Source organism: Sphingobacterium sp. GQ94 (genome assembly GCF_059758715.1).
This window is the reverse complement of record NZ_JCAXEC010000011.1, coordinates 116,788-132,427: the sequence shown is the minus strand read 5'-3', so window position 1 is coordinate 132,427 and position 15,640 is coordinate 116,788. Positions and strand designations below refer to the sequence as shown.

Here is a 15,640-nt window from a genome sequence, read left to right as displayed (position 1 = left end):
AATAGAAAAACACTATCCATTGTGTTGGAATTAAAGAAAAGGAACTTCTCTGAGGTTGAAATTGCCGAAATTATAGGTCTTACTATTGAAGAAATAGAAGATTTAAAGTAGTCTTATTTACGTATAAAAAAGCTGTCCCAATTTGTTGAGACAGCTTTTTTATGGACTGATAGAAATGTTAATTAAAACCTTTCTACCTTAGAGAAAAAGAAGTTCCCCTCAATATCTGCATTCTCATCTGAATCAGAACCATGAACAGCATTCGCGTCAATAGATTTTGCGTATTTGTTACGAATTGTACCTTGTTCTGCATCCGCAGGATTAGTAGCGCCAATCAATTTGCGAAAATCTTCTACCGCGTTTTCTTTTTCTAAAATTGCAGCAACGATTGGTCCGGAAGACATAAATTTAACTAGGTCCGCATAGAAAGGACGTTCTTTGTGTACAGCGTAAAAATTACCTGCAATTTCTTCACTTAAATGAATGTATTTCATGGCAACGATTTTGAAACCGCCAGCAATAATATCATTCAAAATAGCACCAATGTGACCATTTGCAACCGCATCTGGTTTAATCATTGTAAAGGTTCTGTTTGTAGCCATGTTACTCAAAATTTTTGCAAAGTTAATTATTTATGGGTAAAAAGGGTCTAAAGGTAAAAAAAAACATTTTCCTGCCCATTCGTTGAGTTTATCCGCTATGCATACTTTTTACTCAGAGGAAGCCTGTCGGTTTATTATTTGATAACCCTTTTTTAATAATTACTTTATTTTAGGAGCCCGTAATTTGCAATTGATTTTTGATCATCCTTTACCCTTAAAAAATTGCAAATACATATGAATTTAATTTTTATGACTAAACAGTATAACCTATGGTATAGTGTTCTACTGTTCTTCTTTTTAGTATGTTTTTCTCCTTTTGGAGCATTTTCCCAAAGCGCAAAAGAAGCGTTTACTGGAAAGGTTTTAGATGCTGCCGGGAATCCTCTTGTAGGTGTTAGCGTTAATACCAAAGGGGTTTCTACCTCAAGCTCGACAGACGCTCAGGGAAACTTTTCTCTTTCCAGCTCCTCCACTCAAGCTACACTTGTTTTTACCTATATAGGGTATAGTACTAAAGAGGTCACGTTTGTGAAAAATATCAACCAAATAATTACCCTAGAACCAGAAGTATCAGCCTTAGAGCAAGTCGTGGTTGTAGGTTATGGACAGGTTAAAAAGAAAGACTTAACGGGCGCGGTATCTTCGGTTAATGGAGATGATTTGAAAGGAATCCCCGTGCAAAGGGTTGATCAAATGCTACAAGGACGAGCAGCCGGTGTACAGGTAACCTCCACCACTGGAGCTCCAGGAGCAGGAACTACCATACGCATTCGAGGTAGCCGCTCAGTAAGCGCGTCCAATGAACCGCTTTATGTGATAGATGGAATCGTTGGAGCTGGGGACCTTAACACGATTAACCCTGCAGATATAGCGAGTATTGATGTGTTAAAGGATGCCTCTTCTGCCGCTATTTATGGTTCAAGGGCATCCAATGGTGTAATTATAATTACGACTAAACAAGGTAAGGCGGGCAAAGATAGAATTGCGGTTTCTGCAAACCATGGATTCTCAAAAGTGCCTAAATTGGTAGATATGATGGGTGCAGAAGATTTCGTTTCTTTTGTGAACGAAGCCTACATAGACGAAGGTCAAGAACCACTTTACCCGAATGTGGATTCCATTTTAGCGCTCGTTGGTCCCAAAGGAACCAACTGGCAAGAAGAACTTTTTCAGACAGGAAGGTATTCCGATTTTAATTTAGCATTATCTGGAGGAAGCGAGAGTTTCACATATAGATTATCCGGAAACTTAGTTGATCAGAAAGGGGTGATATTAAATTCTTCCTATAAACGCTACCAAACCAACTTAAACTTAACAAAAAAAATAGGTGACCGTTTAAAAATGGGTCTTAATTTGAATATTGCAAAATATAAAAGGGAACCCAGCTCAAGTGTTAATCTAGGTACTACAGCTGGTTGGAAAAGTTCCATGATAACTTTGCCTCCAACCATGCCTGCTAGAAACCCAGATGGGAGCCCCTCGAGTTTCAATCCCATTGCTTATTTTGGAGGAGGGGTCGTGAATACCTCGCTTGCCTCAGCAGAGATGATTACTGCGCATACGACTTACAATGATCTTCTTGGAAGTGTATACGCCCAATATGAAATTCTTGATGGTTTGAATTTCAAAACATCTTTAGGTCTCAACGTTGGAAATAATACTTATCATCAATATATTCCGTCCTATATGCCTTCCTATGTTGCCAGTGGTGCAGAATATGGAAATGCCCAAACCAATATTGGCTTTGAGAATTATTTATTAAACGAAAATACACTGACCTATGATAAAAGTTTTGGCGAACATAATTTGAATATTTTAGGTGGTTTCACTTACCAAAGTTCTGAAAGTAATTCTGTCGGCCTAGGCGGTGGTGGTCTTACGAACGACATCATCCGTTGGAATAGTTTTAGCAGTATTCCGCAAGAGCAGCGTAATATTAGTTCCGGGTATAGCCTAAATAAACAGTTGTCCTTTATTGGAAGGGTACAGTACAATTACGCCAATAAATATTACTTAACTGTCACCAATCGGTACGATGGAGCATCAAACTTTGCTGCCAATAAAAAATGGGGATATTTTCCGTCTTCGGCCGTAAAATGGAGAATTGCGGAGGAAGATTTCTTTAAGGACTTAGCGATATCAAAATCGGTTTTGACAGACTTATCCCTGCGTGCAAGTTATGGTCTCTCGGGCAACCAAGGTATTAGCAACTACCAATCTCTGCCTACTTTAGCCGTGGATGCGAATGCCTATGTGTTTGGTGGAGTTCCTTATTTGGGATACAAACAAGGTAACATCACCAACGACGACCTCTCCTGGGAAACCTCAAAGCAGCTAAATGTTGGGTTAGATTTTCAACTGTTGAACGGAAGAGTTGATGTGACGACGAACTATTATAAGATGCACACTAACAACCTCCTATTAACGGTGCAAACGGCTACCCAAACAGGTTACGGGAGTCGTTTAGTCAACGTTGGTAAAACGGTTTCCTCTGGATTTGAACTTGGTATTAAAGCCGATGTGGTGGATCATAAAAACTTCGGATGGAGTACTTCGTTGAATTTTAGTACCAATGATCAAGAAGTAACGGACTTGGGAACCCTTGTGATGGTTGCCCTTGATAACACGGGCTATGGAGCGACCACCAATTACCTCAAAGTTGGTGTTCCGGTTGGCGCAAATTTTGGTTTAGAATATGCGGGCGTATGGCACAATCAGCAAGAAATTGACGAGGAACTCGCCAAACCACTTCAAGACAGAACATACGTTTCGATCTCAAATTTCTATAAGCCGGGAAAACAGAAATACTACGATCATAACGGCGATGGCGAATTAAACATTGATGATTACCATTACCTTGGTACACCGAACCCTCCGATTTTTGGAGGATGGGGAAATACTCTTCGCTACAAAAACCTTTCCTTGGATATGTTTTTACAATTCCAACATGGAAGTACCATGTATAACAGTATGGAATACTTTACGGGAGTTGGTATGTATTTAACGAACCAGATGAGCTATATGAAAGATCGATGGACACCGACCAATTCGAACTCGGATATTCCAACAGTGAATTCTAGAGACAATATTCCTAGTACATACTTTTTACAGAATTCATCTTTTCTCCGATTGAAATCATTGACCTTGAATTATGACTTAAGTTCAACCATTTTCAAACAGACAGATCGCAAGTTAAATGTTTTTGTCACTGGAACTAATTTGTTCCTGTTGAGCAGTTACAGTGGTTATGACCCAGAGGTAAATTCTGCAGGAACCAGCTCTACGATTCGGGCAAAAGACAATGGAGCTTATCCAAACAGCCGAACCATTTCAATTGGCGCAAATCTTAATTTCTAATTTTTTAAAACGACCATCATGTTAAAAAATAAGTTTTTCATTCTATCCTTAATAAGTTTAACAGGCTTGAACTTAAGTTGTGAAAAGACGCTTACCGAGGAACCTCAAAGTATTATCGCACCAGATGCTTTTTTTAAAACTGTAGATCAGTGTAGACAAGCAACCAATGGGGTTTACAGTCATTTACCTGGAATTTTTAATCAAAGTGGTTTTTGGAGTGTGACCATGGTTGGAACTGATCTTTTTATGAATCAAGGGGGGAGTGCAACAGTAGATGCCATTCAAGATTATAATTTTTCTTCAGCAACTGAATCCAATAGCCATGTTGTTTGGAAAACCTGTTATGCCGCCATCAAAGATGCGAATTTTGTATTGAGTAGGATTTCAGCATCTTCAATTGAGGAAAATAGCAAGAAACAATTCTTAGGCGAAATCAAATTTTTGAGAGCCATGTATTATTATATGTTGAGCAATACATTTGGCGATGTTCCTTTGTGGACTGAGGAACTGCGTATCGAGGAGATATCCCAATTAGCTCGAAGCCCAGTGAGTGATGTGCGCAATCAAATGATCAAAGACTTACAAGATGCTGCTGCAAGTTTGCCTGTGAGCTACGATAGTAAGAATATCGGCAGGGCAACAAGTGGAGCTGCATTGACACTTTTGGCGAAGGTTCACCTATTCGCTGAAGATTGGCAAAATGCTTATCAGGTGGCAAATCAGGTAAAGGACAAAGGCTATATCTTGCTTCCCAAATATGCGGATCTGTTCGATCCATACAATAAAAGTAAAAACAATAAAGAGTCTATATTTGAGATTCAGTATAAACGCAGCGCGGAGACCAATCAAAATTTTGTGGTTAACTCGTTTTATACCTGGTTTTTTCCAACCGGCGATGCTAAAGGTGGCACGTACGCTGGCGTAAAATTCGGATCAACGATTCTACAATCCTATCCACAATTTTATCCTACTCAGCGCATGATCGATCTGTACGATCAGCAAGATGGACGTAGAGAAGTTTCATTGGCCTGGGGGTTTAATGGTCAAGAATTTAATAGAGGTTCCAAGGATGACCGACCTTGGTTTGGTCCTAAATTCTGGGATTTAACGGCGAATCGGACGGCTAGCGAGAAAAATTTCTATTTCTTACGTTATGCGGATGTCATTCTTATTTTAGCTGAGGCTGCTAATGAATTGGGAAATAGTGCTCAAACGATTGAACACCTTAATTTGATCAGGACAAGAGCAGGGATACCTGTGTTATCGAATACGTTTAATCAACAAGAATTAAAAGCGATGATTATGGAGGAACGTGCAAAAGAATTCGTCGGTGAATTTCAAAGAAAATGGGATCTTAGCCGCTGGAATCAATTAGTTCCAGCCATTCAAGGCATATCTTTTGATAATGTGGAGGGTGCAAAAAATGTTAAGGCGCATCATGTTTTATTCCCTGTTCCATATGATGAAATCATAAAAAATGTCAATCTTACGCAAAACCCTGGATACAATTAACTGCGTTGAACAGATCAATTCAGAGCCTTTAGGATAACCTGTCTTTCTGTGAAAAGTAGGCTCTAATCAGGTTGTATTTATGATACCCAAAAGGACGTCTTTGAAATCTTATTCGAAGGCGTCTTTTTATTTTAAGTGACCCTTAAAAAATAATTATAACCAAAAAGATAATATTTTTCCTTTAAAAATCTTCTAATTTAATTTTTTACACAACAAATAGCGTATTCTTTAGGGTTCTTGCTTAATCGTTTTATCTTCAATACGAATGATTTTATTGGGTAACTGCTTTAATATTAAGTAGTAAAGATTGTCGATTTATACAGGACGGTACAGGACAGTCCTTTGTAAAGGATGCGATATATTTGGCAAATAAGGATGTAAAACTAACCGCATCTTTTTTCTTAATGATAAGAATATAACCAATTTAACCAGACTATTTTCAGCATTACGTATGGAATAATCTACAGTACCTAAATTATTAAATCTATGATCAGAAACCTCTCATTTAAGATGCGTCTCGTTCATGTATTATTTTTTGCTATGCTGTCAACAATCGCGTTTGTCAGTTCTTGTAAAGATGATAATGACGTCGGGACAACAGAAATCCCTTATGATTCTAACAAACCCATTAAATTAGATCTAGTTTATCCAGATTCTGGAAAATACCTTGAAAAGGTAATGATAACTGGAGATAACTTTGGGACCGATCCTAAACAAATCAGGGTCTGGTTTAACGGAAGAAAAGCAGCCGTTGTGGGATCAACAGGAAATAGAATGTACGTATTGGCTCCCCGATTACCGGGTGATACTTGTAAAATCTCTGTCGCTATTGGAAGTGATTCAATTATTTACAATAAAGACTTTTATTATAAAACTTCGGTTACCGTTACAACGATCGCAGGAAACGGCAGCAGAGCGAGCTATCGCGATGGTGATTTAACGCAATCAATTGTTGCCCCTCGATATTTATGTGTAGATAAGGAAGATAATATTTTTATTATCAATAGGGTGCCTGATATGTATCATGTTGCACGAATAGACGAGGAGAAAAACGAATTAATCACAGTGGCCAGGAATGTTATTGCCAATGTTCCGGCGGCTGATCCAGAAACTGGCGTCATCAGTTTCCCTACAGAAACTACAGTAGGTTCTTATTATTCCCTGGACCCAAAAGAATTTTGGGGACCCAGGATCCGGGAGATGAAATGGCCAGCCACAGGTGATCGACCAGACAATGGATGGAAGCATTCCATGGTGTTCAATCCGAGTGATGGATATATTTATACGCGGTATTATTATGGACATATTGTGAAAATTAATCCAAAAACCTACGAGGTAGAAACGATTTACAAGACTGAACAAGGTGACAGTTATGGACTGACTTTTAATCCTACTAATCCAAACGTATTGTATATTTCATTTTTTGGTAATTCAGGCGTGAATGCGAATAGTATTTGCAGTATTGATGTAACAAATCCTGAAAACTCCTTTAAGAAGTTGTCTGGATCTACTGCCGGAGGGCATCGGGATGGGAAATTGGAAGTTGCTCAATTTAGAAACCCAGAACAGATTTTCACGGATGCTGATGGAAATATGTACATCGCAGATAGTGGGAATCATTGTATCCGAAGAATTAATCCAGAGGGTTTAGTTGAAACGGTATTGGGAATGCCGGGTACCGCAGGATGGCGAGATGGGGGAAAGGAAGATGCCTTGTTTAATAACCCAACAGGAATTGGAATTAGTAGCGATGGATCTGTCTATGTCGCGGATTTCAATAATAACAGAATCAGAAAGCTATCCATTAATTAAGAACGATTAATTAACCTAGAAATGAAATTAAAAAACCTATACATATGGGTACTGCTATTAGTATCCGTGGTTTTTACAGCATATGGTCAAGAAAACTTTCAAATCGCTGGCGTTGTAGTGAATGAAGCAGACCAACCTATTGCTAGTGTAACCATTTATCTTCGTGATAAAGTAAGTATCGGTACCTCCACCGATGACAATGGGAAGTTTACAATAAAAGCTTCTAAAGGAGATATGTTAGTCTTTAAACATGTTGGCTATAAGGATATTGAATACCTGGTGGTCGAAAATAAATCTGATTTAAAGATTCAGTTTACGGAAAAGGCTGAGGCTATCGACGAGGTCGTGGTGGTAGGCTTGGGTCAGCAACGGAAAATATCGAATGTGGCTGCCGTGACAAGTGTTGATGTCAAAACCTTACAAACCCCCGCAGCCTCTATCGCTAATTTATTAGGGGGTAGAGCGGCAGGAGTTATCTCCCTTCAAGGTAGTGGAGAGCCTGGAAAAAACATTTCGGAGTTTTGGGTTAGGGGTATTGGTACATTTGGTGCAAACTCGAGTGCTTTGGTATTAATTGATGGGCTGGAAGGAAATATTAACACCATCGACCCGGCCGACATTGAGAGCTTTTCCATCCTTAAAGATGCCTCGGCAACAGCCGTATACGGTGTCAGAGGTGCAAATGGTGTGGTTTTAGTAACAACCAAACGTGGACAGGCTGGTAAATTAAGTATAACGGGCCGTGTAAATGCCTCGGCGAATTACCTTCCAAGATTACCAAATTACCTTAGGGCTTTTGACTATGCGCAACTGGCCAATGAGGCTCGCGTGGTCAGAGGCGAGACTGCGATTTATTCTGATGTAGAATTAGACATCATTCGTGATGGACTGGATAGAGATATTTATCCCGATGTGAGTTGGCAAGATCAAGTTTTACGCGATAATGCATTTAGGAGAAGTTTTTACGCAAGTGCTAGAGGCGGTGCGCAAGTAGCTCGGTATTTCTTGAGCTTGGGGATGAGTGATGAAACAGCCGCTTATAAATTTGATAAAAACAGTGTTTACGCTTCTAATGCAGGATACAAAACCTACAATTACAGGACAAATATAGATTTAGAACTTTCTCCTACCTCTACTTTATACTTTGGTACTGATGGCTTTTTATCGGTAAATAATTCTCCTGGAGTGGCCGATACAGATTACATATGGTATGCCCAGTCTAATTTAAACCCGCTTCTTATTCCAACAGTGTATTCTGATGGAAAACTTCCGGCCACCTCCACAACCGGCTCTCTAAGATCTCCTTTGGTGATGATAAACAACATGGGACGCCGTTCAAACCAAGAGTTTAGGGGCAAATTCACGTTGGCTCTAGATCAAAAGTTGGATTTTATTTTAAAAGGATTGAAAATCAGAGGACAAGGAGCCTATGATATTGTTAGTTGGTTTAACGAGACCAGGTTACTCTCCCCGGCTTTGTATCAGGCTGTAGGACGTGATCAACAGGGAGAACTAATAACAATTGAGCGCTCCCCGGCAGCAACTGTCAGTTATGGACGAGGAACCAATCAATATAGAAAATATCATTTTGAGAGCACCTTAAATTATGAGAAACGCATTGGAGAGGACCATCGAACTTCCGGACTAGTGTATTATTATTTAAGTGATCAGAAAGAAGCGAATAAAAGCAATAACAATTTAAGTGCTATTCCGATCCGTTATCAAGGTGTTTCCAGTAGGTTTACTTACGGCTTTAGAGATACCTATATGGTTGACTTTAACTTCGGGTATACGGGGTCTGAAAACTTTCAACCAGGAAAACAATATGGTTTCTTTCCCTCTGTAGCAGGAGGATGGGTACCCTCTAATTATGAATTCGTGAAAGATAATCTTCCATGGATCAGTTTATTGAAATTCAGAGGATCTTATGGTACTGTGGGTAATGATCGAATCACCAATGACCGCAGGTTTCCATATTTGACAATGGTAGATGATTACCTTACTTCTCCTTGGGGTTCTTCGGCAATCATGGAGGCTGTAAATGAGAATGTGATTGGTGCAGATAATCTGCAGTGGGAAAAAGCTTTAAAAGCTAACATCGGAATGGAATTGAATCTATTTAACGATAAATTGAATTTTATTGTCGATGTGTTCAATGATCAGCGAAATGGAATTTTCATGCAACGGGTTCAAGTTCCGGAATACGCTGGTCTGATCACGATGCCTTTTGGGAATGTGGGAAGAATGAAAAGCTTAGGAGCTGACGGTAGCGTAACGTACAAGCAAAATATAAATGAAGATATGAATTTTACCATTCGAGGTAACTTTACATATTCCAAGAATAACGTACAAAACTGGGAGGAGGCCAATCCGAAATACCCTTATCAAGAAATTTCAGGTTACCCTTACGGATCAGTTAGAGGATACCAAGCCTTGGGGTTATTTAAGGACTGGGATGATGTGAACAATAGTCCTGCTCAATTTGGTAAGGTCATGCCTGGTGACATTAAATACAGGGATATCAATGGAGATGGTACCATCAATACGGACGATAGAGTGCCTATTTCACAGAGCCGTTTTCCGTTGCTTATGTATGGGTTTGGGGGAGAGTTTAGCTATAAAGACATAACCTTAGGGGTTTTGTTTAAAGGAACCGGCGAGACAGATTTCTTTTATTCAGGCAATGGCATCGGAACAGGATATGTGCCTTTTTATGCAGGCGTAAATGGGAATGTTTTGGATATTGCCAAAGATCCAAGCAACCGTTGGATTCCAAAAGAATATGCTTTAGAGAACGGAATCGATATGTCACTTGCTGAAAACCCCAATGCGAGATTTCCAAGATTAACATATGGCAACAACAATAATAATTCACAACTTTCCGATTTTTGGAAGGGAGATTCTCGCTATTTGAGGTTGCAGGAAGTAAACCTTAATTATAATTTGAGAGCGCCTTTTTTACAACGAATGAAAGTGTCATCTATTGATATGCAATTTGTAGCCAATAACCTGATCATTTGGGATAAAGTGAAATTATTTGATCCGGAAATTGCCTCTAGAAATGGAGAGGTATATCCAATACCAACTTCATTTATCCTGCAATTGTATATTAATTTATAATCCTAGAAATTATGAAGTTATTGAATATAAATAGAAATAAAATAGTTGCAATACCCTTATTTATTTTAATGGTATTTAGCACGTTTTCCTGTAAGAAATTTTTGAGTGTTGACAATTATTTTAGCGATGAATTAAAGTTAGATACGGTCTTTGCGCAAACTCGTTACATAAAAGCTTATTTATGGGGGACAGCAGGGATGTTTCCCGATGAAGGTAGGCTTCAGAACGGCAGTCATACCCCGGGTCCTTTTGCAACCGATGAAGGGTTTACTTCATTTTTGACCAGTAGTGGATATAGTGGGATGCGCTTTGTATTGGGGGAAATAACAGCAAGCAGTCTGCACTCTATGCACCAATGGGGTGGCTATTATAAAATCATCCGAAAATGCAATACCATTTTTACCCGCATTGATGAGGCTAAGGATATGGAAACTGAGGATCGGTTCTCTATTCTTGCAAATGCCCGTTTCATACGAGCATATGCTTACTACAATATCTTAATGGATTTTGGTCCGCCTATTTTATTAGGGGATGATGTCATTGAATCTAACGCAGCGTTGGAAGCATACGACCGGCCAAGAAGTACATATGATGAGGCGGTAGAATACATCTGTTCTGAGCTTGAAACGGCTGCCGCCTTTTTGCCAAGTTCCCTACCTTTAGTCGAGTTTGGTTTACCAACCAAGGGCGCAGCTTACGGACTAATCGCCCGGATTCGTTTAATTCATGCCAGTCCATTGTTTAATGGGGGGCCTGCAGCACGTTCTTATTTTGGGACGTGGACAAGATCGAGTGATAATGCATTTTATGTTTCACAAACCTATGATGAAAAAAGATGGGCCGTTGCTGCCGCAGCAGCCAAACGCATTATAGACTTAGGAGAAACGGGAATGTTTCGTTTACATACCGTTCCTGCGGATTCGGAAACTCCGGCTTTACCGACAGGCGTAACCTCTGATCCAAATTATTACCAACAATGGCCCAATGGGGCCGCTGGTATTGACCCATACCGTTCGTATTCTGAGATGTTCAATGGAGAAGCGGTAATACCGGTAAACCCTGAATACGTTTGGGGAAGACGCAGTGGTTTTTTAATCCAGGAAACCAGGATGTCGTTTCCTCAAAAATTGGATGGGTGGAATGGAACAAGTATTCCTCAAAAAATTATCGACAATTATACGATGGTAGATGGAAGAGATATTGCGAACTCTAGTCCTGATTACCCGTATACTGAAACTGGATTCACCAATGCTGCGAAAGTCTTTTCAGGTTATAGGTTGAATGCAAATGTTAGCAATATGTATGCAAATCGTGAAGCTCGATTCTATGCGAGTATTGGCTTTTCTGGTGCTTATTGGCCAATGACTTCCTCCACATCGTCGGGATATTACAATCAAACCATCGAATATTATTTCGATTCGCCAAATGGCAAAGGATCGGTGAGTAGCCCTGTTGATTTTCCCATTACAGGTTATGTGTTAAAAAAATATATACATCCAACGGATGCTTGGGGAGGAACCAATGCACGTAGAATGGATAAAGCATTCCCTATTATTCGTTATGCAGAAATTTTACTCTCCTATGCCGAGGCCTTAAATAATTTAGACGGATCGCATACTGTTGAGTTGGACGGTGCTTCCCATACTTTTTCGAGAGATATGGAACAAATAAAAAAATATTTCAATCTAATAAGATATAGAGCGGGCATACCTGGGATAAGCGGTAACGAAAATAAAGCAACCATGCAACGTTTAATAGAGAAGGAAAGAATGATAGAATTCCTTTTTGAAAATAGAAGGTATTACGATGTGAGAAGATGGGGTATCATGGAAGAGGTCGAGAGTGAGCCTATCAGGGGCATGAACATCGAGGGATCCAGGGATGTTTACTTCAACAGAGTGATACCAAATACATCCAGAATTGGGGCTCGAATCGTGAATAAAAGGTTGGCATTTTTGCCTATTCCATTGAATGAAATAAGATTATTACCGTCCTTGGATCAGAATCCAGGTTGGGAAAATTAATAACCATTTGAAATTTATTATGAAGAAATTAACAATAAAACAGCGTAAAGCTAAAATGACTATAGTTTGTTCTTTTTTAGGGATTTCAATAGGCATGATGGGTTTGCAGTCTTGTAATGATAATGAAGTTTTTGAGAAAGAACAATACAAAAATGTCTTTGCTTTAATTAGCGAATCGGATAACGTATTGCGAAAATTTCATTTTTTAGGTAAAGAATCGACAGGTTATGTTGCTGGATCATTGGGCGGCACAGAGGCAACAGATAAAGACATTGTGGTTAGCTTGGTCCAGGATAATAGTTTAATTGAGCGATTTAACAAAGTGAATTACGATACCGATGTGTCCAAATACGCTAGGGCAATGCCTGCGGATAAATACGATATGCCGGAGATGCAGTTTACAATTCCTAAAGGTGAAATTAGTGGGAGACTTCCCATAACAATCAGACCGGACGGTCTTTCCCCGGATTCTTCTTATTTCATTGCCTTACGCGTGAATTCGTTTTCTGCCTACGAGGCGAATCCTGAAAAAAGTTTTATTCTTTATCGTATAAAGACCAAGAACGCCTATGCCCTGTCTGATGGCAGTACAATTTATAGCATGCGTGGTAAGTACAGGCAACAAGGATCTGTCTCAGAGTTGGAAATGCCTGGGAATAAAATAATGCATCCTATTACAGCAAATAGTATTCGTGTAATGGCCGGAAATGAAGCTTATGAATCTAATGTGAATGTTTTTAACCGAGCAGCCATTACCGTTACAGTGGGTGAGGACAATAAGGTTACCATTACACCTTATCGAAACCTTGAGGTAACCCAAGTAGATGGAGATCCTGATTTTCCCAATATCTTCAAAATTGAAGATGATGGGTTTAAAACATACAAGACCTTCTTGTTAAGGTACAATTATGTATCAGGGAACACTGTGGTAGAATTCAAAGAGGAGTTAAGATTAGAGTTTAAAGAAGAAGATGAAGTGGAGAATTAATTCCCTTCATGATTTCAAACAATTAAAATAAAAACGAATGAACACAGGTATTTTAAGGTTCGGATTAGGAATAAGTTTGATTCTAATGCTTTTTAGTTGTGATGAGTACATCCGGACAGAAGTTGTCAAGGAAATCTATGTGAATAAATCTACGCTCAATGGATTTGTTGGCGATGAGATTCAATTGCTTGCTAGTCCAACGGATGGCTCTTACCAGTTCCAATGGTCTTCAGAGGATCCTAAAATAGCAACAGTTAGTAATGAGGGAAAGGTGAAGTTAATCGGCGAAGGATTTACAAATATAGTCGTCAATGCCGGTGAAATATCCAGTAAAGTCGAAGTTTATTCCGTGGTTCGCATCCCATTATTGGATATAGCCCTAAGCGATGAATTGGTGGAACTTGTTCCAAATGCGACCAAAACAATAAATACGCAACTTATACCCGATAACGCCAATGATCTGGCAGAGGCAATTTGGAGTTCTGAGAACAACAACATCGCCACTGTTAACGAAAAAGGACAAATTGTAGGTGTTGCAGAAGGTGAAACCTATGTAAGGTATACCATAGGAGATATCATTAAAAAGGTAAAGGTGTCTGTATCATTTACTCGGCCATTCAATGGTCCACATATTCTAAAAGCGGGCGTTGAAAAAATTATTATGGCTGCTGATTTTGATTTTGGCGGACTTGGTTGGGCCTTTAATGATAATGCTGCGAATCCTATTGGAAACGATAATTATAGAAAAGGAAAAGGTGATTCAGGAAGTTTGCCAGTAGAAATTGAAGGAGATGGAAATAATATAGGCTATGTGAACCCGGGGGATTGGTATCAATACACCGTGGAGGTACAGGACGCCGGCATTTACTTGTTTGATGCCTCCTTATCAGCCAACGGCAATGGGAAATATCATATTGAAGTAGACGGTGTAGACCTTACGGGAAGCATTGATGTGCCTAGTAACGGCAGCTGGTCAAGTTGGTTGTATAATCCTGGAACACCTAAGCAAATAAATCTAGCGCAAGGAACCAGGAAAATTAAATTTGTTACGGATCAATCAGGTTTTAACCTAAGAGCATTGAGGTTTAGGAAATTAGATTAGAATAATTCGTTTCCTAGCACGTTTTTTTATATTCCTTGCTGAATGGCACCAATAGACAGATTTTTTCTGTCTATTGGTCTTTATAAGGAGCGTTCCCATTTGGTCTGGACAAGGCTAATGGCTAAGAAAATGAAATGTAAAGAATCGTAGAAGACTGGCTTTTTGAAATTATGACCATCAAGATATGGAATCTTGATTGCTAAATCTTAACTTTGTTTTATGTCGAAGAACCTACAGGTAACAATAGATAAGGATTCCGGTTTTTGTTTCGGGGTTGTTTATGCCATTGATATGGCAGAGGAGATCCTAGAAGAGGATGGATATCTGTATTGTTTGGGAGATATTGTACACAACGATGAGGAGGTCGCCCGCTTAAAAGCCAAGGGGCTTCGCATCATTGCTCATGAGGATTTGCATCATCTTGAAAATGAGAAAGTATTAATTCGTGCGCATGGAGAGGCTCCTCAGACATACAGGACGGCTTTAGAAAATAACATTACATTAATAGACGCATCCTGTCCAGTTGTTTTGAAATTGCAAAACAGAATCAAAACCTCGCATGATGCAAAGGAACAGATTTTGATTTTTGGAAAACATGGACATGCTGAGGTTATTGGCCTGCAGGGACAAACCAACAACGAGGCCATTGTTTTTCAAGACATCAGTGAACTTGATCATGTTGAGCTTCCCTCCAAATTTACCCTATATAGTCAAACCACTAAAAGTGTGGATAAATTCTACGCCATTAAGGAGGAACTCCTTGAGCGCGGGTATGAACTTAAAGCCAACGATACCATTTGCAGACAGGTTTCCAACCGCTATGATGACCTTGGAACGTTTGCTAAACAATACGACAAAATAATTTTTGTTTCCGGTAAGAAATCCTCCAATGGCAAGGTTCTTTACGATGTGTGTAAACAGGTAAATCCAAACTCTTTTTTTATATCCGATCCAGATGAGCTGGATCCCAGCTTGTTTACTCCGAATGAAACCATTGGTATTTGCGGCGCAACCTCCACACCCATGTGGCTGATGGAAAAGGTGAAGCGGACCATAGAAACCTTCTAATCGTCATTTTAATATAAAATTCAATACGACAGCTCTTTAAATTTGAAGGGTACCC

9 protein-coding genes are annotated in these 15,640 nt (G+C 39.4%); 8 read left to right on the top strand and 1 reads right to left on the bottom strand.

Annotated features, from left to right (window positions below; genetic code table 11):
* Nucleotides 1-182: 182 nt before the first annotated feature.
* The gene (locus AC6CHH_RS11485) at nucleotides 183-602 is read right to left on the bottom strand and encodes a nucleoside-diphosphate kinase (RefSeq protein WP_498282945.1); all 420 of its coding nucleotides are present in this window, start codon (nucleotides 600-602) and stop codon (nucleotides 183-185) included.
* Between the two features lie 234 nt (nucleotides 603-836).
* On the opposite strand from AC6CHH_RS11485, the gene AC6CHH_RS11480 reads away from it, so the two are divergent.
* The 8 genes from AC6CHH_RS11480 to AC6CHH_RS11445 all read left to right on the top strand — a co-directional run bounded on the left by AC6CHH_RS11480 (nucleotide 837) and on the right by AC6CHH_RS11445 (nucleotide 15,585).
* The gene (locus AC6CHH_RS11480; RefSeq protein ID WP_498282943.1) at nucleotides 837-3,959 is read left to right on the top strand and encodes a SusC/RagA family TonB-linked outer membrane protein; all 3,123 of its coding nucleotides are present in this window, start codon (nucleotides 837-839) and stop codon (nucleotides 3,957-3,959) included.
* Nucleotides 3,960-3,977: 18 nt separating this feature from the next.
* Nucleotides 3,978-5,471 carry a RagB/SusD family nutrient uptake outer membrane protein gene (locus AC6CHH_RS11475; RefSeq protein ID WP_498282941.1) on the top strand — a complete coding sequence of 498 codons (1,494 nt, stop codon included), beginning with the start codon at nucleotides 3,978-3,980 and terminating at the stop codon, nucleotides 5,469-5,471.
* Between the two features lie 486 nt (nucleotides 5,472-5,957).
* Entirely contained in the window at nucleotides 5,958-7,283 is a 1,326-nt protein-coding gene (locus AC6CHH_RS11470) for an IPT/TIG domain-containing protein (protein WP_498282939.1), read from the top strand.
* Between the two features lie 21 nt (nucleotides 7,284-7,304).
* Nucleotides 7,305-10,403, top strand: coding sequence for a SusC/RagA family TonB-linked outer membrane protein (locus tag AC6CHH_RS11465; protein WP_498282937.1), 3,099 nt, complete (start codon nucleotides 7,305-7,307; stop codon nucleotides 10,401-10,403).
* An 11-nt stretch (nucleotides 10,404-10,414) separates the two neighbouring features.
* A complete protein-coding gene (locus AC6CHH_RS11460; protein ID WP_498282935.1) occupies nucleotides 10,415-12,427 on the top strand; it encodes a RagB/SusD family nutrient uptake outer membrane protein in 2,013 nt (670 codons plus the stop codon).
* 19 nt (nucleotides 12,428-12,446) lie between these two features.
* Nucleotides 12,447-13,415 carry a BT_3044 domain-containing protein gene (locus AC6CHH_RS11455; RefSeq protein WP_498282933.1) on the top strand — a complete coding sequence of 323 codons (969 nt, stop codon included), beginning with the start codon at nucleotides 12,447-12,449 and terminating at the stop codon, nucleotides 13,413-13,415.
* 37 nt (nucleotides 13,416-13,452) lie between these two features.
* On the top strand, nucleotides 13,453-14,517 hold the full coding sequence (locus AC6CHH_RS11450) for a carbohydrate-binding protein (RefSeq protein WP_498282931.1): 1,065 nt from the start codon (nucleotides 13,453-13,455) through the stop codon (nucleotides 14,515-14,517).
* A 219-nt stretch (nucleotides 14,518-14,736) separates the two neighbouring features.
* Nucleotides 14,737-15,585, top strand: a complete 849-nt coding sequence (locus tag AC6CHH_RS11445; protein ID WP_498282929.1) for a 4-hydroxy-3-methylbut-2-enyl diphosphate reductase — start codon at nucleotides 14,737-14,739, stop codon at nucleotides 15,583-15,585.
* Nucleotides 15,586-15,640 lie beyond the last annotated feature (55 nt).